The organism is Brachymonas denitrificans, assembly GCF_907163135.1.
In the GTDB taxonomy this organism is placed as follows: domain Bacteria; phylum Pseudomonadota; class Gammaproteobacteria; order Burkholderiales; family Burkholderiaceae_C; genus Brachymonas; species Brachymonas denitrificans_A.
Genome location: NZ_CAJQUA010000001.1, coordinates 617,675 through 642,895, shown reverse-complemented (window position 1 = coordinate 642,895; position 25,221 = coordinate 617,675). Strand labels below are relative to the sequence as shown.

Annotated in this window: 31 protein-coding genes and 1 riboswitch; of the genes, 14 read left to right on the top strand and 17 right to left on the bottom strand. The window is 60.4% G+C overall.

What is annotated here, in order from left to right; genetic code table 11:
- Nucleotide 1: 1 nt before the first annotated feature.
- The gene (gene rph, locus KKQ75_RS03085; RefSeq protein WP_213360201.1) at nucleotides 2–736 is read right to left on the bottom strand and encodes a ribonuclease PH; all 735 of its coding nucleotides are present in this window, start codon (nucleotides 734–736) and stop codon (nucleotides 2–4) included.
- 210 nt (nucleotides 737–946) lie between these two features.
- Between rph and KKQ75_RS03080 the strand changes: the two genes are divergently transcribed.
- From KKQ75_RS03080 to KKQ75_RS03050, 7 genes are all read left to right on the top strand, one after another.
- Entirely contained in the window at nucleotides 947–1,906 is a 960-nt protein-coding gene (locus KKQ75_RS03080; protein WP_213360199.1) for a YicC/YloC family endoribonuclease, read from the top strand.
- A 19-nt stretch (nucleotides 1,907–1,925) separates the two neighbouring features.
- Complete coding sequence (gmk, locus tag KKQ75_RS03075) at nucleotides 1,926–2,564, top strand: guanylate kinase (protein ID WP_213360197.1); 639 nt, start codon at nucleotides 1,926–1,928, stop codon at nucleotides 2,562–2,564.
- A gap of 21 nt (nucleotides 2,565–2,585) precedes the next feature.
- Nucleotides 2,586–2,789: a DNA-directed RNA polymerase subunit omega gene (gene rpoZ, locus KKQ75_RS03070; protein ID WP_213360194.1), complete on the top strand. Its 204-nt coding sequence runs from the start codon at nucleotides 2,586–2,588 to the stop codon at nucleotides 2,787–2,789.
- Between the two features lie 184 nt (nucleotides 2,790–2,973).
- Nucleotides 2,974–5,187, top strand: coding sequence for a RelA/SpoT family protein (locus tag KKQ75_RS03065; protein ID WP_250130982.1), 2,214 nt, complete (start codon nucleotides 2,974–2,976; stop codon nucleotides 5,185–5,187).
- 65 nt (nucleotides 5,188–5,252) lie between these two features.
- Entirely contained in the window at nucleotides 5,253–5,900 is a 648-nt protein-coding gene (locus KKQ75_RS03060; protein WP_213360190.1) for an FMN-binding negative transcriptional regulator, read from the top strand.
- A gap of 93 nt (nucleotides 5,901–5,993) precedes the next feature.
- Nucleotides 5,994–6,431 carry a CopD family protein gene (locus KKQ75_RS03055; RefSeq protein ID WP_213360189.1) on the top strand — a complete coding sequence of 146 codons (438 nt, stop codon included), beginning with the start codon at nucleotides 5,994–5,996 and terminating at the stop codon, nucleotides 6,429–6,431.
- A gap of 110 nt (nucleotides 6,432–6,541) precedes the next feature.
- Entirely contained in the window at nucleotides 6,542–6,940 is a 399-nt protein-coding gene (locus KKQ75_RS03050; protein ID WP_213360188.1) for a nuclear transport factor 2 family protein, read from the top strand.
- Nucleotides 6,941–6,949: 9 nt separating this feature from the next.
- Here KKQ75_RS03050 and greB read toward each other — a convergent pair whose 3' ends face one another.
- The 3 genes from greB to thiS form a co-directional block, all read right to left on the bottom strand.
- Nucleotides 6,950–7,504: a transcription elongation factor GreB gene (greB, locus tag KKQ75_RS03045; RefSeq protein ID WP_213360187.1), complete on the bottom strand. Its 555-nt coding sequence runs from the start codon at nucleotides 7,502–7,504 to the stop codon at nucleotides 6,950–6,952.
- A gap of 86 nt (nucleotides 7,505–7,590) precedes the next feature.
- Complete coding sequence (locus tag KKQ75_RS03040) at nucleotides 7,591–8,376, bottom strand: thiazole synthase (RefSeq protein ID WP_213360186.1); 786 nt, start codon at nucleotides 8,374–8,376, stop codon at nucleotides 7,591–7,593.
- Nucleotides 8,377–8,380: 4 nt separating this feature from the next.
- A complete protein-coding gene (gene thiS, locus KKQ75_RS03035; protein ID WP_213360184.1) occupies nucleotides 8,381–8,632 on the bottom strand; it encodes a sulfur carrier protein ThiS in 252 nt (83 codons plus the stop codon).
- A 144-nt stretch (nucleotides 8,633–8,776) separates the two neighbouring features.
- Nucleotides 8,777–8,890, top strand: a riboswitch (TPP riboswitch).
- Nucleotides 8,891–8,962: 72 nt separating this feature from the next.
- Between thiS and thiC the strand changes: the two genes are divergently transcribed.
- The 4 genes from thiC to KKQ75_RS03015 all read left to right on the top strand — a co-directional run bounded on the left by thiC (nucleotide 8,963) and on the right by KKQ75_RS03015 (nucleotide 12,842).
- Nucleotides 8,963–10,855 carry a phosphomethylpyrimidine synthase ThiC gene (gene thiC / locus KKQ75_RS03030; RefSeq protein WP_250130981.1) on the top strand — a complete coding sequence of 631 codons (1,893 nt, stop codon included), beginning with the start codon at nucleotides 8,963–8,965 and terminating at the stop codon, nucleotides 10,853–10,855.
- An 80-nt stretch (nucleotides 10,856–10,935) separates the two neighbouring features.
- Nucleotides 10,936–11,130 carry a YgaP family membrane protein gene (locus KKQ75_RS03025; RefSeq protein ID WP_091816598.1) on the top strand — a complete coding sequence of 65 codons (195 nt, stop codon included), beginning with the start codon at nucleotides 10,936–10,938 and terminating at the stop codon, nucleotides 11,128–11,130.
- Nucleotides 11,131–11,140: 10 nt separating this feature from the next.
- Nucleotides 11,141–11,494: a carboxymuconolactone decarboxylase family protein gene (locus KKQ75_RS03020; RefSeq protein WP_213360181.1), complete on the top strand. Its 354-nt coding sequence runs from the start codon at nucleotides 11,141–11,143 to the stop codon at nucleotides 11,492–11,494.
- Between the two features lie 139 nt (nucleotides 11,495–11,633).
- Nucleotides 11,634–12,842, top strand: coding sequence for an FAD-dependent oxidoreductase (locus KKQ75_RS03015; RefSeq protein WP_213360180.1), 1,209 nt, complete (start codon nucleotides 11,634–11,636; stop codon nucleotides 12,840–12,842).
- 4 nt (nucleotides 12,843–12,846) lie between these two features.
- On the opposite strand, the gene KKQ75_RS03010 is transcribed toward KKQ75_RS03015, so the two are convergent.
- From KKQ75_RS03010 to KKQ75_RS02970, 9 genes are all read right to left on the bottom strand, one after another.
- A complete protein-coding gene (locus KKQ75_RS03010; RefSeq protein ID WP_091816252.1) occupies nucleotides 12,847–13,179 on the bottom strand; it encodes a YnfA family protein in 333 nt (110 codons plus the stop codon).
- A gap of 9 nt (nucleotides 13,180–13,188) precedes the next feature.
- Entirely contained in the window at nucleotides 13,189–13,758 is a 570-nt protein-coding gene (locus tag KKQ75_RS03005) for a class I SAM-dependent methyltransferase (protein WP_091816248.1), read from the bottom strand.
- An 81-nt stretch (nucleotides 13,759–13,839) separates the two neighbouring features.
- The gene (locus KKQ75_RS03000) at nucleotides 13,840–14,661 is read right to left on the bottom strand and encodes an IS3 family transposase (RefSeq protein ID WP_213358633.1); all 822 of its coding nucleotides are present in this window, start codon (nucleotides 14,659–14,661) and stop codon (nucleotides 13,840–13,842) included.
- The gene (locus KKQ75_RS02995) at nucleotides 14,658–14,975 is read right to left on the bottom strand and encodes a DUF1153 domain-containing protein (RefSeq protein WP_091818459.1); all 318 of its coding nucleotides are present in this window, start codon (nucleotides 14,973–14,975) and stop codon (nucleotides 14,658–14,660) included. Before KKQ75_RS02995 ends, KKQ75_RS03000 begins: the two co-directional genes overlap by 4 nt.
- Nucleotides 14,976–15,160: 185 nt before the next feature.
- Nucleotides 15,161–15,607: a hypothetical protein gene (locus tag KKQ75_RS02990; RefSeq protein WP_213360179.1), complete on the bottom strand. Its 447-nt coding sequence runs from the start codon at nucleotides 15,605–15,607 to the stop codon at nucleotides 15,161–15,163.
- 378 nt (nucleotides 15,608–15,985) lie between these two features.
- Complete coding sequence (locus KKQ75_RS02985; RefSeq protein ID WP_213360178.1) at nucleotides 15,986–16,348, bottom strand: hypothetical protein; 363 nt, start codon at nucleotides 16,346–16,348, stop codon at nucleotides 15,986–15,988.
- 82 nt (nucleotides 16,349–16,430) lie between these two features.
- Entirely contained in the window at nucleotides 16,431–17,084 is a 654-nt protein-coding gene (locus KKQ75_RS02980) for an FABP family protein (protein ID WP_048373211.1), read from the bottom strand.
- A 133-nt stretch (nucleotides 17,085–17,217) separates the two neighbouring features.
- Nucleotides 17,218–17,958, bottom strand: a complete 741-nt coding sequence (locus KKQ75_RS02975; protein WP_213360177.1) for a S1 family peptidase — start codon at nucleotides 17,956–17,958, stop codon at nucleotides 17,218–17,220.
- A gap of 88 nt (nucleotides 17,959–18,046) precedes the next feature.
- Nucleotides 18,047–19,351, bottom strand: coding sequence for a hypothetical protein (locus KKQ75_RS02970; RefSeq protein WP_250130980.1), 1,305 nt, complete (start codon nucleotides 19,349–19,351; stop codon nucleotides 18,047–18,049).
- 141 nt (nucleotides 19,352–19,492) lie between these two features.
- Here KKQ75_RS02970 and KKQ75_RS02965 point away from each other — a divergent pair, with 141 nt between their 5' ends.
- Nucleotides 19,493–20,494 carry an integron integrase gene (locus tag KKQ75_RS02965; protein WP_213360176.1) on the top strand — a complete coding sequence of 334 codons (1,002 nt, stop codon included), beginning with the start codon at nucleotides 19,493–19,495 and terminating at the stop codon, nucleotides 20,492–20,494.
- 106 nt (nucleotides 20,495–20,600) lie between these two features.
- Here KKQ75_RS02965 and aceA read toward each other — a convergent pair whose 3' ends face one another.
- Nucleotides 20,601–21,917: an isocitrate lyase gene (gene aceA, locus KKQ75_RS02960; RefSeq protein WP_091817939.1), complete on the bottom strand. Its 1,317-nt coding sequence runs from the start codon at nucleotides 21,915–21,917 to the stop codon at nucleotides 20,601–20,603.
- A 229-nt stretch (nucleotides 21,918–22,146) separates the two neighbouring features.
- Entirely contained in the window at nucleotides 22,147–22,398 is a 252-nt protein-coding gene (locus tag KKQ75_RS02955; protein ID WP_143280595.1) for a hypothetical protein, read from the bottom strand.
- 10 nt (nucleotides 22,399–22,408) lie between these two features.
- On the opposite strand from KKQ75_RS02955, the gene KKQ75_RS02950 reads away from it, so the two are divergent.
- A complete protein-coding gene (locus tag KKQ75_RS02950; protein WP_213360174.1) occupies nucleotides 22,409–23,335 on the top strand; it encodes a DMT family transporter in 927 nt (308 codons plus the stop codon).
- 5 nt (nucleotides 23,336–23,340) lie between these two features.
- Here the strand turns inward: KKQ75_RS02950 and rraA are convergent, their stop codons facing one another.
- Complete coding sequence (rraA, locus tag KKQ75_RS02945) at nucleotides 23,341–23,841, bottom strand: ribonuclease E activity regulator RraA (protein WP_213360172.1); 501 nt, start codon at nucleotides 23,839–23,841, stop codon at nucleotides 23,341–23,343.
- 257 nt (nucleotides 23,842–24,098) lie between these two features.
- On the opposite strand from rraA, the gene KKQ75_RS02940 reads away from it, so the two are divergent.
- Nucleotides 24,099–24,398, top strand: coding sequence for an SWIB/MDM2 domain-containing protein (locus KKQ75_RS02940; RefSeq protein WP_091817944.1), 300 nt, complete (start codon nucleotides 24,099–24,101; stop codon nucleotides 24,396–24,398).
- Nucleotides 24,399–24,501: 103 nt separating this feature from the next.
- Here KKQ75_RS02940 and KKQ75_RS02935 read toward each other — a convergent pair whose 3' ends face one another.
- Complete coding sequence (locus KKQ75_RS02935; RefSeq protein ID WP_159430753.1) at nucleotides 24,502–25,074, bottom strand: Spy/CpxP family protein refolding chaperone; 573 nt, start codon at nucleotides 25,072–25,074, stop codon at nucleotides 24,502–24,504.
- Nucleotides 25,075–25,221: the final 147 nt, after the last annotated feature.

Genomic DNA, 25,221 nt, shown 5'->3' with positions numbered 1-25,221 from the left:
CTCAGCCCGCCAGTGCCTCGCGCTGCTTGTCCTGCAGGGCGAGAATGCCTTTTTGCGCCAGCTCCAGCATGGTGTCGAGCTGCTCGCGGCTGAAAGGCTGGCCTTCAGCCGTACCCTGCACCTCGATGAACTTGCCGGCACCGGTCATCACCACGTTCATGTCGGTATCGCAGGCGGAGTCTTCCAGATATTCCAGATCCAGCAGCGGTGTGCCTTCGACCATGCCGACGGACACGGCCGCCACCGGCTCGCGGATCGGATTGCGCGTGACCTTGAAATCGCGCAGCAGGCCGTTGACGGCATCCTGCGCAGCGACGAAAGCCCCCGTGATGGCCGCGGTGCGCGTGCCGCCATCGGCCTGGAGCACATCGCAATCGAGCACGATGGTGCGCTCGCCCAGCGCCTCCAGATCGAACACGGCACGCAGTGCGCGGCCGATCAGACGCTGGATTTCCTGCGTGCGGCCGCTCTGCTTGCCCCTGGCTGCCTCGCGATCACTGCGGGTGTGGGTGGAACGCGGCAGCATGCCGTATTCGGCCGTGACCCAGCCTTCGCCACTGCCGCGGCGGAACGGCGGCACCTTCTCGTCCACGCTGGCGGTGCACAGCACCTTGGTGTTGCCGAACTCCACCAGCACCGAGCCTTCGGCGTGGATGGTGAAGTTGCGGGTGATGCGCACCGGGCGCAGCTCGTCGTGGGCGCGGCCGGACGGGCGCGCGTAGCTGTTCGTGGTCATGATGGTCTGGATCCTTCAGTATGAGACGCCCGAAGAGAGAAATGCGGACAGGTTGACAAACGCACGCAGCGGGAATATCAGTCACGATCATGCCGACTGGATCGACGCCTGTTTTGGCCGGTACAGCACGCGGCTGGCAAAGCGAGCGTCTATACTTCCGGCACGCCGCAGCCCTTGCTGCCAACCGTTTTTCCCCTCCCGAGGTAATGCATGCCAGTTTACAGCATGACCGGCTACGCCAGCCTGCAGTCCACCCCCGGCCAGATGCAGGCCGATGCCAACCAGGGCTTCGATCCCGCCCTGCCGGACGACTGGCGCCTGAGCCTGGAACTGCGCGCTGTCAACAGCCGCTTTCTCGACCTGACCTTCAAGCTGCCGGAAGAACTGCGCCCGCATGAAGCCGCCCTGCGCGAACTGCTGCAAAAGCAGCTGCGCCGCGGCAAGGTAGAGCTGCGCGCTTCGCTGGAGCACCAGTCTTCCGCCCCTGACCAGATGCAGGCCCCTTCCGTCGCCCTCTTGCAGCGCCTGGCCGCCGCGCAGGACGCCGTGCGCAGCTGGCTGCCCCAGGCAGCGCCGCTGTCGGTGGCCGACGTGCTGCGCCTGAATACCGCGCCTTCCTCCCTCGCGCTGCCGCCCGAGCAGATGCAGCAGTGGCTGCTGCAATCCATGCGGACGCTGTTGGAGCGTTTCCAGCATGCGCGTGAAACCGAAGGTAGGCAACTCGCCGACAGCCTGCTGCAGCGCGTGCAAGGCCTGCGCGCGCTGGCCAGGGAAGCCGAGCCGCTGATCCCGCAACTGGTAGAGCAGCAGCGCCAGCGCTTTCTGGACAAGTGGAATGACGCCTTCCAGCAGGCATCCGCCCAGTCCACAGCAAACCCTGTGTCGGCCGAAGCCGCCCAGGAGCGCGCGCTGTCCGAAGCCACCGCCTTCGCCATCCGCATCGATGTGGCCGAGGAAATCACCCGCCTGCAATCGCACCTGGACACCATCGAGAACCTGCTGAACAAGGGCGGCGAGCTGGGCAAGCGCATGGAGTTCCTGATCCAGGAACTGCACCGCGAAGCCAACACGCTGGGCTCCAAATCGGCCGCACTGGATACGTCGCGCATTTCGGTCGACATGAAGGTGCTGATCGAGCAGATGCGCGAGCAGGTGCAAAATATCGAATAAATCTTCCAAGCTCCGACCTATGCAGCAGAACACCCCCACCGAATACCCTGGCAACCTCTACGTCGTAGCCGCCCCCAGCGGCGCGGGCAAGTCCAGCCTGGTCAGAGCCCTGATGGAAGTAGACGCCGGCGTCAAGGCCTCCGTGTCGCACACCACGCGCGCCCCGCGGGGCCAGGAAGTGGATGGCCGCGAATACTTCTTCGTCGACAACGCCACCTTCGACACCATGATCGCCAACCAGGATTTCCTGGAGTGGGCCCAGGTGCACGGCAACCGCTACGGCACCTCGCGCCAGGCAGTAGAGCAGCGCCTGGCCGAAGGCGGCGACGTGCTGCTGGAAATCGACTACCAGGGCGCGCTGCAGATCAAGCAGATCTTCCCGCATGCGGTGCTGGTGTTCGTACTGCCCCCGAGCTGGGAAGAGCTGCGCTCGCGCCTGGAGCGCCGCGGCGAGGACAGCGCCGAGACCATCGAGCAGCGCCTGGTCAATGCCGAGCAGGAAATGGCACAGGCAGCAAAATTCGATTTTGTTATAATCAATGAGTTATTCGAGCGTGCACTGTTCGATCTCAAGAGCATCGTGCACGCCCAGCGCCTGAAATACGCCGCGCAAAGCCGCTCCAGGGCAACCGTGTTTTCCGCCCTGCACATCATCTGATTCCGGAGTACCTGCTTCATCATGGCACGCATCACCGTCGAGGACTGCCTCGAACAAATCCCCAACCGTTTCCAGCTGGTTCTGGCTGCCACCTACCGCGCCCGCATGCTGAGCCAGGGCCACCTGCCCAAGGTCGAAAGCCGCAACAAGCCCGCCGTTACCGCCCTGCGCGAAATCGCAGCCGGCAAGGTCGGCCTGGAAATGCTGAAGAAGGTCCCGACCTGATTCTGCGCCCCGCGCCCTGAGTGGCCCGCAGCCAATCGCAAGAAGCATCCTCCGGGGTGCTTTTTTCATGCCCGATCGCAGGCAAATGACAGGGCCTGGGCGCTGTCTTATTCCTGTCATCTCGGGTAATATGAGAGCTCCTGTTTCTTCCTCTTACAGCCGTGTCCTCCGAACGGATTGCCGCATGACTCCGTCCCCCGCCGAAACCGCCTCTGCCGCCAGCTTTGCTGCCCTGCTCAACAAACTCGACTATCTGGCCGAGAATGAGATCGCGAGCGTGCGGGCGGCCTACAAGCTGGCGGATCAGGCGCACCTGGGACAGACGCGCAAGAGCGGCGAACCCTACATCACGCACCCGATTGCCGTGGCGGCGCAGTGTGCGGAATGGAAGCTAGACACCCCGGCCCTGATGGCCGCGCTGCTGCACGACACCATGGAGGATTGCGGCGTCACCAAGGCAGAGCTGACGGAAAAATTCGGCACCCCCGTGGCCGAACTGGTCGACGGCCTCACCAAGCTGGACAAGCTGCAATTCAGCAGCCGGCAGGAGAACCAGGCCGAATCCTTCCGCAAGATGCTGCTGGCCATGGCCAACGACGTGCGCGTCATCCTGATCAAGCTGGCCGACCGCACGCACAACATGCGCACCATGTCGGACATGAAGCCCGACTCGCAGCGCCGCATCGCCACCGAAACGCTGGAAATCTACGCACCCATCGCCAACCGCCTGGGCCTGAACCGCACCTACCGCGAACTGGAAGACCTCTCCTTCAAGTACCTGCACCCCTGGCGCTACGAAACACTCACCAAGGCCATCGGCCACGCGCGCAGCCGGCGTCGCCATCTGGTGCAGGAGGTGCAGAAGAACGTGGAAGATGCCTTTGCCGCCGCCGGCCTCAAGGCCCGCATCAAGGCACGCGAAAAAACCATCTTCTCCATCTACCGCAAGATGGACAGCAAGAAGCAGAGCTTTGCCCAGCTCTACGACATCTTCGGCTTCCGCATCATCGTGCCGAGCAACTCGGACTGTTACCTCGCGCTGGGCATTCTGCACTCGCTCTACAAGCCGGTGTCGCAGCGCCTGAAGGACTTCATCGCCATCCCCAAGGACAACGGCTACCAGTCGCTGCACACCACGCTGATCGGCCCGGCAGGCATCCATGTCGAATTCCAGATGCGCACCGATGCCATGCACCAGGTGGCCGAATCCGGCGTGGCGGCACACTGGCTGTACAAGCAGCAAGGCGAGCAGGCAGCGGCCGACGACAAGAGCGGCAAGCCGGCCAACTGGCTCAAGAGCCTGCTCGATATCCAGAAGGAAACGCTGGATGCCAACGAGTTTCTGGACCACGTTCGCCTGAACCTGTTCCCCGAGGACGTGTTCGTGTTCACGCCCAAGAACCGCATCATGTCGCTGCCGCGCGGCGCCACCGTGGTCGACTTTGCCTACGCCATCCACAGCGACGTGGGTGATCGCGCCGTGGGCTGCCTGGTCAACAACCGCGAAGCGCCGCTGCGCACCGAACTGTCCAGCGGCGACGTGGTGCAGGTCATCACCGATCCGGATTCCACGCCCAAGCCGGCCTGGCTGAGTTTTGTGCGCACGGCGCGGGCACGTTCGCGCATCCGCAACCATTTGAAGGTGCAATCCAACGAGGAGGCGCTGGTGCTGGGCCAGCGCCTGTTCCTGCAGGCCTACCGCGCCGAAGGCATGGAGCACATTCCGCCACAGGACGAAGAACACAAGGCCGTCTGGGACAAGCTGCTGCGCTTTGCCAACAGCAAGAGCCTGGAGGATCTGTATCTGGACATCGGCCACGGCAAGCGCATCACCACGGTAATTGCCAAACAATTGGCCACGCTGATGACCGAACTGGGCGAAAAGCCCGACGCCGTGCTGCTGAGCATGGAGCGCTTCAACGAGGAAGCCCAGCAGTACCGCCAGATCATTGCGCTGGACGGCAGCGAAAAATCCTCCATCAAGTATTCGCCCTGCTGCCACCCGTTGCCAGGCGACGAGATCATCGGCTACCTGGGCCGCGGCGAAGGCCTGATCGTGCACACGGCCGACTGCACCGTGGCCAAGCGCCTGCGCGCCAAGGATGCCGAGCGCTTCATGGAAGTGGAGTGGGCCGAGCACATGACGCGGCGCTTCCCGACCGCAGTCACCGTCACCATCCACAACCGCGTCGGTGCTGTGGCGGGCATTACGGCGGCCATTGCCCGCTCCAACGCCAATATCGGCTACATCAGCATGTCGGACGACATGAACCAGGAAGTGCTGGATGTGCGGCTGATCCTGCAGGTGCGCGACCGGCTGCATCTGGCGAACGTGCTGCGTGGCATCCGGCGCGTGCCGGCGGCGATTCGGGCTACGCGGGTGAAGTCGGCCGGGTAAACATAGCGGCGATAGCCGTCCGATAGCCACCCTGTCATCACATTGATTCTGGAACCCAAGCACCCGTGCATATTCCCAAGCACTTCCATCAGGAAGACGTTGCCGCGCTGCATGCCTTGATGCGTAGTCACCCGCTGAGCACGCTTGTCACGCTGGGCGCTGATGGGCTGAACGCCAACCACATCCCCTTGCATCTGTCGCCTGAGTCGGGCCCTTATGGCGTGTTGCGGGGCCATGTCGCTCGTGTCAATCCGGTCTGGAATGATCTGCATGCAGACATGGATGTACTGGCGATTTTTCATGGACCGCAAGCGTACATCACTCCCTCCTGGTATCCGACCAAGGCAGAGACAGGAAAAGCCGTTCCCACCTGGAATTACACGACGGTGCACGCATACGGGAGGCTGCGCTGCATCGAATCTCCTGTCTGGTTGCACGACCATCTGGAAGCACTGACGAATGCCCAGGAGGCCGCTTTTTCCACGCCGTGGCAAGTTGCCGATGCGCCTGAGGATTACGTCGGGAGGATGCTGAATGCAATCGTGGGCATCGAAATTTCCATCACCCGCCTGCAGGGCAAATGGAAAACCAGCCAGAATCAGCCGGGACACAATCAGGAGGGCGTGGTGCGTGGACTGAGAACCCTGGGCAGCACGGATGCGGGCCTGATGGCAGACCTGGTCGCCAGTCATCTCCCTGATGGCGGCAACTGAGCCACGCCAGCAATTCGACCATTCCTTGATCACAGCCAACTCTTTGATAATGAGAATTGGTTTTATTTGTGGGATTTCGTGGATGATGGAGGCATGTACAGCTACATCCTCCTCACCCACATCCTCGCCGCGACTATCTGGACCGGCGGCCATCTGGTTCTGGCGCTGACGGTATTGCCGCGCGCACTCCGGGCACATGATCCGGGGATTTTGCTGAACTTCGAGTCCGGCTATGAAAAGATCGGCATGCCTGCCCTGCTGATCCAGATCGTGACCGGCCTGTGGATGGCACATCTGCTGCTGCCTTCGCATGCCGACTGGTTCAGCGGCGAAACACTGCAAAGCCGGCTGGTAATGCTCAAGCTGGGACTGCTGGCCCTGACTGCGGCAACGGCACTCGACGCACGCCTGCGCATCATTCCCAGACTCACAGCCGCCACGCTTCCCGCCATGGCGCGCCGGGTGACGCTGGTGACCGTGGTCTCTGTCTGCTTCGTGATTGTCGGGGTGGCGTTTCGCGGCGGGTTCTGAGATCAGGTCGGGCAATCGTCCACCAGGCGGTAACCCCCGTTACCGCCCCGTCACACCTCTCGCGCCAGCCGCATGGGAAGATGGCCCAACCTCAACCCACGGAGCGAGCCATGACGGATCCCGACGAGATTCTGGCCCTGGAAGCGAAGTTCTGGCAGGCCATGTGTGATGAAGACATCGGCAGCGCTGTCGCCATGCTCGACGAGCAAGCCGCGGTAGCGGGCATGCGCGGCATCCACCACTTTGACCACGAAAGCTATCGCAAGATGGCGGAAGAAGGCGGCGCGAAGCTGATCAGCTTCAAGTTTGCCGACGAGAAGGTGCTGTTTCCGACTCCCGATGTGGCGATCGCAACCTACACCGTCGATCAGACCTTCGAGATGAACGGCAAGCAGCAGCAGATGACGTCCTTCGACACCACCACCTGGGTGAAGAAGAATGGCAGCTGGCTGGCATCGGCCCACACCGAAACGCCCAAGCCCCAAGCGCCTGAGGATAACAACGACTGAGGCGCCGGCTTACTGGGGCTGCGGGTAGTTCACCTCGATCACTTCGATTTCTTCCACGCCCCCCGGCGTCTGCAGTTGCACCACATCGCCCACGCGCGAGCGCAGCAGCGCCCGACTGATGGGCGCAATCCAACTGACCTGGCCCTGCAGGTTGTCCACCTCATCGACGCCGAGAATGGTGATGGTTTTTTCGTCACCGGCCTCATTGGCATAGGTGACGGTGGCACCGAAGAAGACCTGGTCGCCCCCATGGTGCACGCTGGGATCCGCCACTTCGGCCTTTTCCAGCCGTTTGGTCAGAAAGCGGATGCGGCGGTCGATTTCGCGCAGGCGCTTCTTGCCGTACAGATAGTCGCCGTTTTCTGAACGATCGCCATTGCTGGCTGCCCAGTGCACGGTTTCGACGATGCGCGGGCGTTCGTCGTCGATCAGCTGCATCAGTTCGCTTCGCAGGCGCGCGTAGCCCTGCGGCGTGATGTAGTTCTTTACTCCCGTTGGCATGGACGGCATGACGTCGTCGTCATCGTCCTCGTGGTCGGTTTCCTTGGTGAATGCCTTGCTCATATCTCACATTCCATCATCCAGCCGCAGTCCCGCGGGCGAAGGCGATTTACCTGCTCACGCATGCAGCTCATAACGAGCGGCGCCCTTTACAGGATAAAAGGTCGCCCCGTCACCGGCGTGCTCGCCACCGCCATTTCCTGAGGCGCGATGATGCCCGCCTCAAAACCCGCGCGGCCCGCAGCGATGGCGTCGCGGAAGGCGCCGGCCATCTTCACCGGATCGTGCGCCTGCGCCACGGCCGAGTTGAGCAGCACGGCATCAAAGCCCAGCTCCATTGCCTGCGCCGCGTGGGAAGGCGCGCCCAGCCCGGCATCCACCACCAGCGGCACCTGCGGCAGGCGCGCACGCAGCGTGCGCAGTGCCCACGGATTGAGCAGCCCCTGCCCGGAGCCGATCGGCGCGCCCCAGGGCATCAGGATGCGGCAACCCGCGTCCAGCAGGCGCTGGCAGGTCACCAGATCATCGGTGCAGTACGGGAACACCTCAAAGCCATTGCGCGCCAGCTCCTCCGCGGCCTGTACCAGCTCGTAGGGATCGGGCTGCAGGGTCTGCTCGTCGCCAATCACTTCCAGCTTGATCCAGTGCGTGCCCAGCAGTTCGCGCGACATCATGGCCAGCGTAACCGCCTCGCGCGCGCTGCGACAGCCGGCGGTGTTGGGCAGCAGGCGCACGCCGGTGCTGCGTACTACGTCGACAAAACCGTTGTCGGACTGGGAGCCCTTGTCGATGCCCAGTTGCCGGCGCAGGCCCAGCGTCACCACCTGCGCGCCCGAGGCCACGATGGCCTGGCGCAACACCTCGGGCGAAGGGTAGCCCGCGCTGCCCAGAAAGAAACGGCTCTCCAGCGTCACATCCGCAATCTGCCACGTCATCGCCTTACCCTCCGACAATCGCCTGGAAGCACATCACGGTATCGCCGTCCTGCAGCGCATGGTCGGCACGCGCATCACGCGGCACGAACTGGCCGTTGACGGCGGTGGCGTGCGTCAGCGGGTCGAGCCCGCGCACCTCTAGCAGCGCCTCCAGCATGCTGCCGGCCGGCATCTGCAACGCCTCGCCATTGAGCGATACCTGCAACTGTCCGCCTGCGCTGCCCGGCGCGGGGACTGCCTCGGTCTGTCCAGTCATGGGAATCCATCCTTGTGCAAAAGCAGAATCATAGCGCTGCGAGAGCAATGTCACTTGCAGCGTTCCGTCCAAACGCATATGCAGGTGAAACGCGGGATTACCAGCACCCAGCCCCACGGCCTGCCGAATCTGCATACAATGCGTCCATATGCTCCGGGGTGTTTGCGCGGCATTGGCGCGCAGGCTGAGATGGCTTTTTGCCGAACCCGCGAACTTGACCCGGTTCACACCGGCGGAAGGAGAGCAGCCTGCCCTACCCGGCCCTCGCGGCCGCCATTGGCGCATCAGGCCTCCGGAGCACTTGTATAGAGATTCTTCTGGAGACAGCCCATGAACGCGCCCGACCATATCCCCGCCCCGCCCGCAGACCTGAACCAGTTGCTCACGCTCACGCGCGATCCGCTGCCTGCCTCCACCAAGGTCTACGTGCCCGGCCAGCAGGCCGGCGTGGCCGTGCCCATGCGCGAGATCGCGCTGACCAACGGCGAGCAGGTCACCGTGTATGACACCTCGGGCCCCTACACCGATCCCAAGGCCGAGATCGACGTGCGCAAGGGCCTGCCTACAGTGCGCAGCCAGTGGATCGAAGCACGTGGCGACAGCGAAACCTACGAAGGCCGTCTGCACCACATCCTGGACGATGGCGGCAAGCTGGACGAGCGCGATGCCGAACGCATCGAAGTGCTGCGCCGCGAAGCCGCTGCCCTGCAGCGCCAGCCGCGCCGCGCCAAGGCCGGCGGCAACGTCACGCAGATGCACTATGCACGCCAGGGCATCATCACGCCCGAAATGGAGTACATCGCCCTGCGCGAGAACGGCAAGCGTGAGTGGATGGCCGAGTACCAGTCCGACCTGAACCGCGAAATGCGCCTGAAGGGCAATGGCCTGGGCGCCAGCATCCCCAAGATCATCACGCCCGAATTCGTGCGTGACGAGGTGGCCCGCGGCCGCGCCATCATCCCCGCCAACATCAACCACCCGGAAATCGAGCCGATGATCATCGGCCGCAACTTCCTCACCAAGATCAACGCCAACATCGGCAACTCGGCCGTCACTTCCAGCATCGAGGAAGAAGTCGAGAAGCTGGTGTGGTCGATCCGCTGGGGTGCGGACACCGTGATGGACCTGTCCACCGGCAAGAACATCCACACCACACGCGACTGGATCATCCGCAACAGCCCGGTGCCGATCGGTACCGTTCCGATCTACCAGGCACTGGAAAAGGTGGGCGGCATTGCCGAAGACCTGACCTGGGACATTTTCCGTGACGTGCTGATCGAACAGGCCGAACAGGGCGTGGACTACTTCACCATCCACGCCGGTGTGCGCCTGCCCTACATCCACCTGACGGCGAATCGCCGTACCGGCATCGTCAGCCGTGGCGGCTCCATCCTGGCCAAGTGGTGCATCGCCCACCACAAGGAAAACTTCCTGTACACGCACTTCGAAGAGATCTGCGAAATCATGAAGGCGTATGACGTGAGCTTCAGCCTGGGCGACGGCCTGCGCCCCGGCTCCAACGACGACGCAAACGACGAAGCCCAGTTCGCCGAACTGCGCACGCTGGGCGAGTTGACCCAGATCGCCTGGAAGCACGACGTGCAGACCATGATCGAAGGCCCCGGCCACGTGCCCATGCACATGATCCAGGCCAACATGGACGAGCAGCTCAAGCACTGCCACGAGGCGCCCTTCTACACCCTGGGCCCGCTGACCATCGACATCGCCCCCGGCTACGACCATATCAGTAGCGCCATCGGCGCTGCCATGATCGGCTGGATGGGCACCGCCATGCTGTGCTACGTGACGCCCAAGGAGCACCTGGGCCTGCCCGACCGCAACGACGTCAAGCAGGGCATCATTGCCTACAAGATCGCGGCGCACGCGGCAGACATTGCCAAGGGCCACCCCGGTTCGCGCGCACGCGATTCCGCCATCAGCAAGGCCCGCTTCGAATTCCGCTGGATGGACCAGTTCAACCTGAGCCTGGACCCGGACACGGCGCTGGCGTTCCACGATGAGACCTTGCCCAAGGATTCCAGCAAGGTGGCGCACTTCTGCTCCATGTGCGGACCCAAGTTCTGCTCGATGAAGATCACGCAGGAAGTGCGCGACTATGCGGCCCAAAAAGAGGCGCAGGAGCAAGGCATGGCCGAAAAGAGTGCAGAATTCATGGCAGGCGGCGGCGAGATCTACGTGCCGGTGCCCGGGGCGAAAGCCTGATCTGGGAGGGGGTGTCCACACGGTTTCGTGACCGCCCCTATAATCTACTTGTTCGTAAATTGAATTTCAAGGAGAACGAGATGAACGTTGGTGGTATCGACCGCATCCTGCGCATTGCCGTAGGCCTGATCCTGATCCTGGGCACGCCCCAACTGCTCGGCTATATCGGCAGCAACTGGGCATGGCTCGGCCTGCTGCCCCTGCTGACCGGCCTGCTGCGCACCTGCCCTGCTTATAAGCTGATCGGCATGAACACCTGCCCGATGAAGAAGTGAGGACGCGCAGATGAGCGGTATTCCCAGCTACAAGGCCCACACCAAGGACATTTCCGGCCATCTGGCCGGCTTCCGTGCGGCCCAGCCCGACCTGATGAAGGCCTTCGGTGAGATGTCTGCTGCAGCCACGCGCGATGGCGTGCTCGATGCCAAGACCAAGGAGTTGATTGCCCTGGCCCTGGCCGTTGCGGCCCATTGCGATGCCTGCATCGGCTTTCACGTGAAGGCGCTGGTCAAGCTCGGCGCCACGCAACAGGAAGTGGAAGAAACGCTGGGCATGTGCGTGTACATGGGCGGTGGCCCGTCCCTGATGTACACCGCCAACGCCCTGGCCGCGTTCAAGGAATTCACGGCCCAGGCCTGATCTCCTCCTCTCGCGGCCTTGGGTCGCGAGTCTCCTCGGCCTGCGGTGCGTGCACCCCAGGCCGTTTTTCTTTGCCGCGTTCGCATTTTCTTGCCCCACGACAAAGCCCATCCAGCCCCTGTTGCAGATAATGCCCGCCATGCAATCCGTTCCTGCCTCCCTGCTTCCGTCTCCCCTCTTTTCTTCCCTGCACGCACCCGCGCATATCGGCATCGCCGGTGCTGGCGTACTGGGACGTTTGCTGGCCTGGCAGCTCGCCCGCGCCGGTCACAAGCTCACCGTGATCGACCCGGCTTCGGGCAGCACGCCGGATTATCAGCAGCCACGTGCTGCCGGTTTTACGGCTGCCGGCATGCTGAGCCCGCTGGCCGAGCTGGAATGCGCCGACTGGAATCTGGCCGAACTGGGCTGGTGGAGCATCAACCTGTGGCGCGTGCACGTGGAACAGTTGCGCGCCGTGCACCAGCAGGACGTGTACTTTGCCCAGCGCGGCAGCCTGCTGCTGGCACACGGCAGCGATATGGGCTCGGCCCAGCGCCTGCTGGCGGGGCTGCAAAGCAAGGCGCCCGCGGAACAGGGCGACGTGCCGCTGGCCCGGTCGCTGGGCGCGCAGGAACTGCAGGAAATGGAGCCCAGCGTTTCGCGCCAGTTGCGCGGCTGGTTGCTGGAGAAGGAAGGCCAGATCCACACGGTCGAGGCGCTGGTCGGACTGGTGGCGGCCGCCGAGCAATGTGGGGCCGTGTTCCGCTGGAACACCGCTGCGCGCGAGGTGCTGCCGCATGCCATCGATGGTGAACGCTTCGACTGGGTCTTCGACACACGAGGACTGGGCGCCCGCGATGGCAATACCGGCAGCACGGCTACCCTGCCTGCAGCCGATGGCAACCTGCCGCCTTTTGTCCATCAACTCGCCGCAGGCTCGGCGCTTCCCGACCAAGGGATGCGCGGTGTACGCGGTGAGGTGTTCTGGCTGCATGCTCCCGGCGTGGAATTGCATCGTCCGGTACGCCTGATGCACCCGCGCCATCGCGTCTACGTGGTACCGCGCCCCGGCGACATGATCGTGGTCGGCGCCAGCGAAATCGAGAGCGAAGACCGCAGCCCGGTCAGCCTGCGCAGCACGGTGGAGCTGCTGGCAGCGGCGCACAGTGTGCTGCCGGAGCTGACCGAAGCGCGTGTGGTGCACATGGAAAGCAACCTGCGCCCCGCCCTGCCGGACAACATGCCGCTGATCCAGGTGACCGATGGCCTGACTCGTATCAACGGTCTGTTCCGCCATGGCTGGCTGATTGCGCCCGCACTGGTGGAAAACGCGCTGCAGGCCAGCGGCCTGGCGGCCAGCCGCTGACGACTCAGGCCGTACGCGGCCCGAACATGATCACCAGCATGCCAGCCAGACACAGGCCGATACCCGCCCAGTCTGTCCATGCCGGCCGGATGCCGTCGACCTGCCACAGCCAGAGCAGCGCCACACTGATGTAAACGCCACCGTAGGCCGCATAGACACGGCCAGAGGCTTGCGGATGCAACGTCAGCAGCCAGGCAAAAAGCGCCAGGCTCAAGGCCGCCGGCAACAACAGCCAGGCGCTATGCCCCTGGCGCAGCCAGAGCCAGGGCAGATAGCAGCCAACGATTTCTGCCACGGCGGTGGCGGCAAACAGGCCCAGGGTTTTCAGGAATTCCATGACCAGCCCTCAGGCGACATCGGCCTGCAAGGGGTAGCGCACCGGCTCCTGCTGCGGCTCTTCCCGTACCGCTGCCACGCGCTGCACAAAGCGCTCCGGGTCGGACAGAAAGCCATCCTCATAGGCCACCACGCGCCATTCCTGGCCGGCCTCGTGTAGCACCTGCAGCAACTCTCCGGGCTGCAACAGGAAATCCGGACTGGATGGACGACCCACGCTGGCATTGCCGTGGGCAAAGGTTTCGTACAACAGCACCCCGCCCGGCTGCACGCTGGCCAGCAGAGCGGGAAACAAGGACCGCCACAGATAGTTGGTCACCACCACGGCACCAAACTGGCGCCCCGGCAAGGGCCAGGGGCTGCCATCTTCCAGATCAGCCTGCAGGGTGTCACCCCACTGGCTGGCGGTCTGCAGGGCCTCGGCGCTGCGGTCCACGCCCAGCACCGCATGGCCCTGCTCGGCCAGCCAGCGCATGTGGCGACCCTGGCCACAGGCCACATCCAGCACCGACGCACCGGCGGGGATCAGCGGAGTAAAACGGCGAATCCAAGGCGAAGCCTGGGAGGTGGCATGGGGCATGGCGATCAGCGGGAGTGGATGACAAGCCTCTACTGTACCCGTGCGCGGCCTCATGTATTGACCCAGCCCTTTCTGCACAGATCAGGCTGCTAAAGCATAAGCCTCAGCGGGGGTCTTCATACCCAGCGCCTGATGTGGGCGCTGGTGGTTGTAAAAGCGGATCCAGTCGCCAATCACACGACTGGCGTGTTGCAGCGTCTCGAACCGGTGGCGGTGCACGCATTGGTCCTTGAGTGTGCGGATCACGCGCTCGACCATGCCGTTTTGTTCCGGGCTGTACGGCGTGATGAACTCCTGCTGCAGCCCATAGCTTTTGACCAGGGCCGTATAACTGCGGCTGGTGAACACCAGCCCATTGTCCGAGCGCAGCAAGAACGGCTGCTTGACCTTGCCCAAACAGCCATAGCGGGCGATCAAGGCCTGTTCCAGCGCACTTTCTGCCGTTCTGGCCTTGCCGCTGCGGCTCAAGTGCCAGCCCAGCAGTTCCCGACTGTAGCAGTCGATCACCAGAGCCAGAGAGGCCCATCCGTCCTTGCCTGTCCAGGCGCGGCACAAATCTGTCGCCCAGCGCTCATCCGGAGCCTTGGCCACAGACGGCAAGGCCTGGATGCGCGGCCTGAACCCCACGGCCCGCTTCCTCACCTGCCAGCCCTTGAGCTGGAAGATGCGCTGCACCGTGTTCTTGTTCATCCCCAGCAGGTGCGCTACCGTGCGATACCCGAAGGACGGATGCTCCTCTATCAACACCTTGATCGGTGCCACCAAGTGCTCCTGTACCTTCGGGGCAGACTTGACGCTGCGGTAGTACAGCGTGCGGCGAGGCAGATCGAACCAGCGGCACAGCTTCACCAGGCTGACATGGAAACCATCAGCTGCCAGTCCCTGCTGCACATCGAGGATCATTTCTCGTCCTCTTCGCCCAGCAGGGACGCCAGCTTTTTTCTGGCACGCAGCTCCAGCATGGCTTCGCCGTAGGCTTCCTGCAGGTCACTGAGCTTCTTCTCATACTGCTGGCGCACATCAAGCGGGTTCGTACGCAAGGCATTCTCCATGCCACGTTTGCCTTCTTCCACCCATTGCTCCAGCTCTGAAGGCTGCAGGTCAAAGGCACGGCTGGCCTCTGCCACCGTGGTCTTGCCCTGGATGATCTCCAGGACCAAGGCCGTTTTACGCTTGGCCGTCCAGCGCTTGATATCGTCTTCCATCAGGGTACTCATCGTCGTTTCCTTCAACAATAACAACTGTGCAGGAATTCAGTGGGTCAATACACGCCGGAGCACCGAAGGTGCGGAGGGTACCAACACTGGCCATAAAAATGCCGAAGGCATGGCCAGTGTTGGCGTCCGCTTGACCGCCCAGTTAGGCCGCGTGCAGTAGTTGTTGAAGCCGCTGGTGTGCCCATCTATGTATACCTTGGAGTTCCCAGCATGCTGGATGTTCGTATGTACTTGCCGAGACCAATCGCCTCGGCAGCTTCACGAACAGCTTGTTCATCAGATGGGGGAAGCGACGGACCGATGAAAATTCGATGAACAAGTTGCGGAACCTCAAACTGCACTTTGATGCCTTCGGCTGGGACGGCAACTCCGAATTCTTCAGCCGTGCGCAGGGAGATAGCGAGACGGAACTCCCGCTCCCAAGAAAATGCTGCGTGTTTGTACCAAAAGCGGTGGAGCATACTGACCCTGAGCCGCTCTTTGAGAAGATCGACGTATCTAACATTCCCCGCCCAAAGATCCTCATGCCCGTATTCAGGTTGCAGGCGGAATGGTTCGGCAGCGGCTGCGATACGACTAGGCGTGCTAAGAATCGCGACACCTTTCCATGCGCCGGCGTACAGCTGCCACATCGCATCGCTCTCGTATTCAGCTCGGTGCCAACAGTTGATCTTGGTCAGGCGCCGCAGTTCCTCGAATGCTCTAGCTCTGCGTAACGGGGGTCAACAGGAAAGCCTGGAGGCATTACCGCCACAGCACCTTCGAAAGGATCTTGGAATTGACGGGCCGCTGCAAAGTAAATATAGCCGGTCTTTACGAAGTCTAGAAAGCGCTCCGTCTTGAAATATCGCCAGATCGGTTGTTCAAGGTCTAGATGTTCATCCTCGAAAACGATACGCACAAAACTCTCCTGTGAGGCCTAACGTTGAAGGTGAGGGGCCGCCGGAGCGGCGAAGCCGCGGAGGGAACCAACCAGCGCAGCTGGTTGGCGGTCCCACTCGACCGGCGGGTTAGGCATGTTTCCGCCGCTTAACTTGAGCATACCCGTAAGCAAGCAGTACGACTCCGAACAGAAAGGTAGCGGAAAATATTGACCAGAAGAACTGGGGATTCTGGGCAACGGCAACAGAATGGCGGCGCCAGCTATATTCCCCGTCGGCGAGGCCGGTGAACGAATAGAAGAAGAATACACAAGAGAAGGCGAGCAATATGTACGGGCTATCGGCAGCGCCAGCATTGCGTACGCTAAGAAAAACCATCACTCCAAAGAATAGGGTCCCCAGCAGGAGCCGCGGGTCGTGGGACCTGTATGCCGCGTAGGCAGAAAAAGCCGCGATGAGCAGCGCAACGATGCGGACGATGGTTGTTCTCATGCCTAACGTGCAGCTAACCGGGCTGGCGCGGCTTGCCGCGACAGGTCCGTGTTGAGCTGAATGTTAGGGCTCATCCCTGGCCCTAGGATTTCCGGAGTTTGGTCGCTGCCGCTTGCGCCGTCGGATTGGGCGTAGGCTCTCCGACCTTCCGGAGCGTGTTGCGATCCGTATGGTGGAACGGCTCCGCCTGGCCTGGGATGATCAACACAGTGTCCTGTTCGTAGGACCACGTTCCATCGACATTGATCGCAACCGTGATGATGTAGCTCTTCGTTCTGAACGCATATTCCAAGAACGGGTTTGACACGATCCCGTTTGTTTCGGACCCGCGGACAGCCTCGAGGCGAAACGTTCTCGCATCGGCCTCGGCACGGCCGACGGCCATCGCTGCCTGTCCGCGCGGTATCGAAAGCGTCTGGATCACGGTGCCCGTCGCCGGTTCCCATAGCCAATAGCCGACTTGGTCGTGGAATGTCTCGACGTCATCAGGCTTGACGATCCGCGTGTGGTACCTCAGTCCGTAGAACAATTGCGGCCCATTGGTCTGTGCATCGATCGGCTGCAACTCCATGTGTTCGATGAAAGCCTGCTTTTCGGGGCCGTTGGGCTTCGGATTGACGTCGAGGCCGTGCGTGCCCACCCATATGCCTGCCATGCCGGTGAGCGGTCCCAGATTGGCGAGCGTATCGACTGCCGGCTCAGGTTCCGTGTAGATGTCTTTGGGGATGTTTTCCATAGTTGATTCCAGCGGGCCTAACGAATTAGTTAACTGGCGCCGTAGCCCGAAGGGCGGAGGGCACCGACATGGGCCATGAAAATGCCGAAGGCATGGCCCATGTTGGCGTCCACGTTGAACGCCCAGTTAGGTTTTACGGGAAAAATTGAGTGTATAGGGCTTGCTGGCTGGGTCCAGGTGGTATGTCATTAATGCCCATTTCGGCTAAGAAACGCCTAATATCCATGGCGGTATGAGCCAGCCCGAACTCAACAAGCCTATGTATCGATTCGCTTAGCTTTGTGGATGGGTCTGAAAATTCTTCATACTTGTACAGCTCAATTGTCGATTCGCTGTTCCCATGCAGCATTCCAATGACACAATCTTTAGGGTGGAGTAACGGCGTACCACTAAAGCCTGCGATTGATGGGAAAGATATTTCACAAGTTCGTGGCGATACGCCACGTAGCTCTTGATGAAAAATACTTGCTATATGCCCTTTAAACAAACGCCCCTGGAAATTTGGTAGATGTTCTGGAGGCGCTGTGCCAGCATTGAAATAACTAAATGCTAGTACATCATCTCCTAGGTATAGATTTTCACCAGAGTAAATGAGAGGAAAGTGAAGACCCGGGCCATCAATTCGCGCAACCGCGAAGTCATAATTGGGGTGGCAAACTATTTCCTCCAGAGGGACATATCTTCTCTGGTTTGTGGCATCAAGTGCGAATAACGTTTCATTATCATTTTTGGCTCTGATTATATGGCTGCATGTTGCAATCAGGCCACCATTGCCAATGTGAAACGCCGTTCCTAAATGTCTCCAGCTAACAATGTCCCCGTTTGCATCTGTTACGCCAGAAATGATGATCTTGAGGTGCTCTGCTAACTGCATAAATTTCGTTCCTTAAACCTAACGCCGCGCTCACCGGGAAATTTGGAGCGCAGCGGAAAATTTATCCGAGTGCAGCGCTTTGTTAGCACTACTTAATCCAGTGCGCATAGGCTGAAGCTGATTTAGTGGGCACCGATGAAGGATCAATTAACTTCACAAGCTCTTTGAACCTGTTGCGGCAGCTAGAATAAGACTTAATTCTCTCACCTACCGTAATTTTCTTATTCGGCAAGCTGAGCATTATTTCGACTTCATTAGGCGAAAAGCCTTGTATGATTTTGTGATAGTGAGGAACCGCCGCATTCGAAACACCGTATGGATTACCAGTCGCACACGTAACTACGACAGTAACAAGCTCCTCTTTCACCGTATCAGGAATAGCCCCCTGCTGAGTCAGCTGCAACAACCTTTCAGCAAACGGTGGCTCGTTATAAAAATTATCCATTGCCTGATGAACGCCCAACAACCTTTTCGATGCATTTGATAAAAGTGCATGAAACTCGTGCTCGCCCAATAGTGCAAGCATTCCGAGCTTTTCAAAGAATTGCTGTGATGCCTTGTGTCGCTTTTCATCACCTTTAGCTATGTAATCATGGTGCCGGTTAATAAGATCTGATTTTGCTTTAGGTGTGAAATGCGGCGCGAAGGCGGAGGCAATCATTAGAGAATTTACACGAGATTGTTCAACACTTGCCGGATCGCTGTAAATTCCGTGCAATGTACCAAACAGAAGATATTGTTGCGCCTCATGAGTTCGAGTTATTCTCTGAACCCATTGACTCTTTTGCTCTTCAGAGAATTTTGTACCCTTCACAGCAACCATGAATGCTGAAATATCTACACCCACAGGGTTGTGCTCATTGCCTAAAGCATATTTAGCGCAACGATTGGCGAAGCCTATAAATTCGTGATCGTCTATTTTTCCGACAACAGGATGTGCAGCAGAAAAGTTATTTCTAATATCTCTACATTGATCAAGAAAGAAATAACCATCTTCTGTGATCAGGTTTAGCTTAAGACAGAGGCTTAATAATTCAGCATCCTTCAAATCAAGCAAAGCTTGTTCGTCAAAATTTGATTTGCTCAGTAGCTGCTCAACGACCGGCAAACCAAATCGCTTTACCTTTTCTCTCAGCTCAATAACAGAAGTATTCCAAATGTAATTTATAGCGCTATCAAATAGCCCAGCCGCAACCGCGACGCACATACGCGCCAGCCCTTCCGTGCGTAATGCCGGAGGAATTTTATTCATTACGCCAGGTAGGTTACTCCAAGCTGTTTGAATTTCTTGGTCAGAGGCAAGAATATCTCTTGGCACACCAAGAGAAGTAGTCAGCTGATCGAGCACAGGGAGAGTATTCCCAATTACTGCGGGTAGATTTACGTCTGTCATATTTCTTCCTGACTGTTCTTAATTCGGTTGATAGTGCTAACGTTCAGTATGCACCTCAAACGGTGCATACTTCTATAATTCATTGAAAACTAGTCACATAGTACTAAAATTTGATCGCAGATCAACAACATAGCCCCAGATATGACCCCGCATACAGTGTATAGCACAGTAGACAAGCTGAAGCCTCCGAAGCTGCTCGACCAGGTGCGCGAAAAGCTGCGACTTAAGCACTACAGCATACGCACCGAAAAGCAGTATGTCCAGTGGGTACGCCGCTTTATCCTGTTCCACGGCAAGCGCCACCCGCGCGACATGGGAGCGCCCGAAGTCGAAGCTTTTCTCACGCATTTGTCCGTGGAGGGCAACGTGGCCGCCTCCACGCAAAATCAGGCGCTTTCCGCCCTTCTTTTTCTCTACCGCGAAGTGCTGAAAAGCACCTTGCCCTGGATGAACGAAATGGTGCGTGCCAAACGTCCGGCCCGTCTCCCTGTGGTGCTCACACAGATCGAAGTGCAGGCGGTGTTGTCGCGCATGCAGGGGCCAACCTTACTGTTGGCCCAATTGCTGTATGGCACCGGCATGCGCCTGATGGAATGCATGCGTTTGCGCGTCAAAGACGTAGACTTTGAGCGGCTGGAAATCCTGGTTCGCGATGGCAAAGGTGGGAAGGATCGCGTCACCATGCTGCCTCGCACACTGGCTCCTGCCCTGCAACAGCATCTTGTATGGCGGCGCGCCCTGTATCAGGATGATCTGGCTGCCGGCAAGGCAGACGTCCATCTGCCGCATGCTCTGGCCATTAAATATCCAGACGCCTCCACCCAATGGGGGTGGCAATACATCTTTGTAGCAGCCGGATTTTCCACAGACCCGCGCAGCGGGGTAGTACGACGGCATCATCTCGATGAAAAGCAATTGCAAAGGGCTTTCAAGCGCGCAGTTCAGGCCGCGGGGTTTGCAAAACCTGCTACGCCGCACACATTACGGCACAGCTTTGCCACGCATCTGCTACAAGCCGGTTACGACATCCGCACCGTCCAGGAACTGCTGGGCCACGCCGACGTGACCACCACCATGATCTATACGCACGTGCTCAACAAGGGCGGCCGCGGAGTCTCCAGTCCGCTCGATATCCTGCAGTAAAAGCCAGTAAAAAAGCCACGGCTCCCGCCGTGGCTTTCGTCTCCTTGCGCCTCTTGTCAGGCACAGCCCTGCGCCTGTCAAGGCGCAGGTGCTGACGCCATAGGGCTTAGTGGAACTGCTCTTCTTCCGTGGAACCGGTCAGGGCCTTCACGCTGGAAGAACCGCCCTGGATGACGGTGGTCACGTCGTCGAAGTAGCCTGCGCCCACTTCCTGCTGGTGCGACACGAAGGTGTAGCCCTGCTCGCGTGCCTTGAATTCCGGCTCCTGCACCATTTCGGTGTAGTGCTTCATGCCTTCGCCGCGGGCGTAAGCGTGGGCAAACTGGAAGGTGTTGTACCAGTTGATGTGGATACCGGCCAGCGTGATGAACTGGTACTTGTAGCCCAGTGCGGACAGCTCGTCCTGGAAGGCGGCAATCGTCTTGTCGTCCAGGTTCTTCTTCCAGTTGAAGGAAGGAGAGCAGTTGTAGGACAGCAGCTTGCCGGGGCAGGCAGCGTGCACGGCCTGGGCGAATTCACGGGCAAAGCCCAGATCCGGCGTACCGGTTTCGCACCACACCAAGTCAGCGTAGGGAGCGTAGGCAACGCCACGGCTGATGGCCTGCTCCAGACCGTTCTTCACGCGGTAGAAACCTTCCTGCGTGCGCTCGCCGGTCAGGAACGGCTTGTCGTTGGCGTCGTAGTCGCTGGTCAGCAGGTTGGCTGCTTCAGCATCGGTACGGGCCAGAACGATGGTGGGCACGCCCATCACGTCGGCTGCGAAACGGGCAGAGATCAGCTTCTCGATGGCTTCCTGGGTAGGAACCAGCACCTTGCCGCCCATGTGGCCGCACTTCTTCACGGCAGCCAGCTGGTCTTCGAAGTGCACGCCGGCAGCGCCAGCGGCAATCATGTTCTTCATCAGTTCGAAGGCGTTCAGCACGCCGCCGAAACCGGCTTCAGCATCAGCCACGATCGGCAGGAAGTAGTCCACAAAGCCTTCGTCACCGGGGTTCACGCCACGGCTCCACTGGATTTCGTCAGCACGCTTGAAGGTGTTGTTGATGCGGCGAACCATGGTCGGCACGGAGTCGTAGGCGTACAGCGATTGGTCGGGGTACATGGTTTCGGAGGTGTTGCCGTCAGCGGCGACTTGCCAGCCAGACAGGTACACGGCTTCCAGACCGGCCTTGGCCTGCTGCATGGCCTGGCCAGCAGTGATGGCGCCGAAGGCGTTCACGTACCCCTTCTTGGCACCGCCGTTGACCTTTTCCCACAGCTTTTCGGCGCCGCGCTTGGCCAGCGTGTACTCGGGCTGCAGGCTGCCGCGCAGGCGCACCACGTCAGCGGCGCTGTAGCCACGCTTCACGAGCTTCCAGCGGGGGTTTTCGGCCCAGTCTTTTTCCAGGGCGGCGATCTGTTGTTCGCGGGTCAGTTGGGTCATGGTGCTCTCCAAGAAAAGAAAAAGTGTCTAAAGCGAATCAATCTACCGGGCTGCGACTCGGCCCTTGCGGGGCCTTGCCTTGTCTCTTTGCATGGTGCCTCGAGGCACTCTCTGCGCCAGTCGTTTTCTCGCTGGCATGGCCTCTATCATAAGTCTTGTATAAGAGTTGTCATCTATCTTATGTCTTATATAAGAGTTATTTTTGCTCTTTATAAATCAACCACTTACGTTATTTATTTCGTAATGCGGAAATATTATGCGCTCTGCAAAAAGACGGAGTCCGATTTTCCACGCCAATTTTCCACAATGTAAAACCATCTTCCGGAAATAGAAAATGGCTGCCGATCCACGCCTCGCAACTGCGCCCGAGGAACGGCAGCGTTTTTTCCCTCCAGCATGCCTGCTGCAGATGACACCAGCACGACAGGCCGCCGGCCCGTTTCCCTGCCGATAATGGCGAATCTCCGATCTGAACCAGCATTCCGCACTGCATGCACAGCATCCCCCGCCCCCTCGCCCTGCTCTGCCTGGCTGCCAGCATGTCGCTGGTGGGCAGCTATGTGGCTTTGTCCAAACCGCTGGCCATGGTGTTTCCGGTGATGCTGCTGGCCTGGCTGCGTTTCGGCATCGGCGGTGCGGCCATGCTGCACTGGCTACGCAAGCCGGCAGACGAACCACCGCTCACGTCACGCACGCGCTGGCTGCTGTTTCTCGAGTCCTTTTTCGGCAACTTCCTGTTCACGCTGTGCATGATTGCCGGCATGCGGCTCACCACCGCTGTCGCAGCCAGCGTCATCATGGCCTCGATCCCGGCCGTGGTGGCCGTGCTTGGCTGGCTGATCCTGCGCGAGCGCATGAGCCTGCGCATCTTGCTGTCAGTACTGTGTGCGGTGGGGGGTGTGGCCTTGCTCGCCCTGGGCCGCGATGCTTCGCCGGGAGGCAGCACGTCGCAGTCGTCCTCCTGGCTGGGCTACGCGCTGCTGTTTGCCGCCGTGGTGTGCGAGGCCAGCTACTCCATCATCGGCAAGCTGCTCACGGTCTCGCTATCTCCCAAGCGCATCACGGCCCTGATCAATCTGTGGGGTCTGGCGCTGTCCACGCCGCTTGGGCTGTATGCCGCCTGGCAATTCGATTTTGCTGCCGTTTCTGCCGGCATCTGGACGCTGCTGCTGTTCTATGCGCTGGCGGCCTGCGTAGGCACGGTGTGGCTGTGGATGACCGGGCTGAAAACCATTCCGGCATCACAGGCTGGCGTGTTCACGGTGATGCTGCCGGTCGGCACGGCAGCCACGGGAGTGATCGCACTGGGCGAAACACTCAACGCCATGCAGGGCCTGGCGCTGGCGATCGCCCTTTTTGGCGTGCTGATGGCTACCCTGCCCGGCCGCCCGCAGGCCTTGCCGCCGGTGTCAAGCTGAGGCGATCAGCACAAGGGCTGGCTACTCACCACGATGCCGTCGTCATCGGCATACAGCCAGTCACCGGGATGCACCACCACGCCCTGCACATGCACTGGCACATCCACCAGACCTTGCTGGCGCTTCATGGGCGGCATGGGCATGGATGCGAGCGCACGGATGCCGACCTTGAGCGGCGCCAGTTCGCGCACATCACGCACGCAGCCATCCACCACCACGCCGGCCCAGCCATTCTTCTCGACCAGCTGGCCGATATTGCCGCCAACCAGCGCCGTGCGCAGCGATCCGGCACCGGCCACTACCAGCACGCGACCCTTGCCCTCGGTTTCCAGCACGGACTTGACCGTGGTGTTGTCCTCGAAGCACTGCACCGTCACAACCTGGCCGCAGAACGGCTCGCTGGAAGCGAAGTTGCGGAACACGGGCGGCAAGACGGCAAAGCCGGGCGGCACGCCATCGCGGTGCGGATCGCAGAAGTCACAGGTGGCAAAAGCGGGCTGGGTCATGAGGGTCTCCTTTTTCGGTATGCGCCGCATGATACCCAAGCCATGTCGCCTGAAAAGCGCTGCGCACGCCATCGCGCAGCGTTCGGGCCCAAAAAGCGGCAGTCGCGGGTAAACCCTCTGCCCATCCGCGCGCAAATTTTCACAAACTCGCTTGCAGAGCTTGTGAAATCGCCACAATCTCCATTAGGATTGTCTGACCTGCAGTCCCTGCCTGACTGCACCCCTCCATTTTTTCCACTGCGAGAGACCAAACTACCATGGCTACTGCAAAGAAACCCGCTGCCGACAAGACCGCTGCTCCCAAGAAACGTGAACCCAATGCCGCTTTCATGAAGCCGCTGACCCCCAGCGCAGAACTGGGTGCCGTCGTGGGCAGCAAGCCGCTGCCGCGCACCGAGGTCATCAAGAAGCTGTGGGAATACATCAAGGCCAACAAGCTGCAGGATGAGAAGAACAAGCGCAACATCAACGCCGACGACAAGCTGGCCAAGGTGTTCGGCAAGAAGCAGGTCACCATGTTCGAAATGGCCGGCCTGATCGGCAAGCACCTGTCCTGATCGCCTGAGGCGGCTTCGGCCGCCCTGCTTCAGGGATGAAAAAACCGACTCCACGGAGTCGGTTTTTTGTTGCCGGCCTTCCTGCAGGAAGGCCGCATGCCGCTTACTGTGCCGGTTGCATCATCGGGCGCATCATGCGCTGGCCCGGCTGCTTCTGCATGCCACCCTGCCTCCAGGCACCCATGCTGTGCATCTGGTCAAAGCGGGCACGCTGGTCTGCAGTCAGCACGGCGCGCAGATTGCGGATGGTCACTGCCATTTTTTCCATCTCGGCAGCGCGGGCCTTCATCTGGTCCGCCTGATGCTGGGCGCGCTGGTCAGGCGTCATGGCCTGCATCTTCTTCATCCAGTCGGCGCGGTTGCCACTCATCATGGGCTTGCTCGCACGCATCTGTTCATGCGCCTTCACGTAGGCATCCCATTGGGGACGTTGTGCCGGCGTGATCTTCAGCACTTCGGCTTCGCGCACAAAGCGTTGCTGGAACCAGGCTTGACGCTGTTCGGGCGTCATGCGCTGCATTCTGGGCATGCGGGCATCGGCGCTACGCATGCCGGGGGCGCTCACCTGCTGGGTCGTGGCAGCTGCAGGCTCGGTCTTCTGGCCGGGCTGGGCACAGGCCGTCAGCACGGCGGCCACGCCGGCGATGATCAAGGGGTTGCGAAAGCGGATGGTCATGTTCATGCTCCTGTTGCGTTGTTGTCTTCAGGATGGATTCAGCCCACCGCCACTGGTTCCGGCGCCGCGCTGAGGCGTTGCAACAAAATGCAAGCGTCGCAAGGCAAATGCCTCTGCGCGTGCGACACAAAAAAGGCCGGAGCAGCC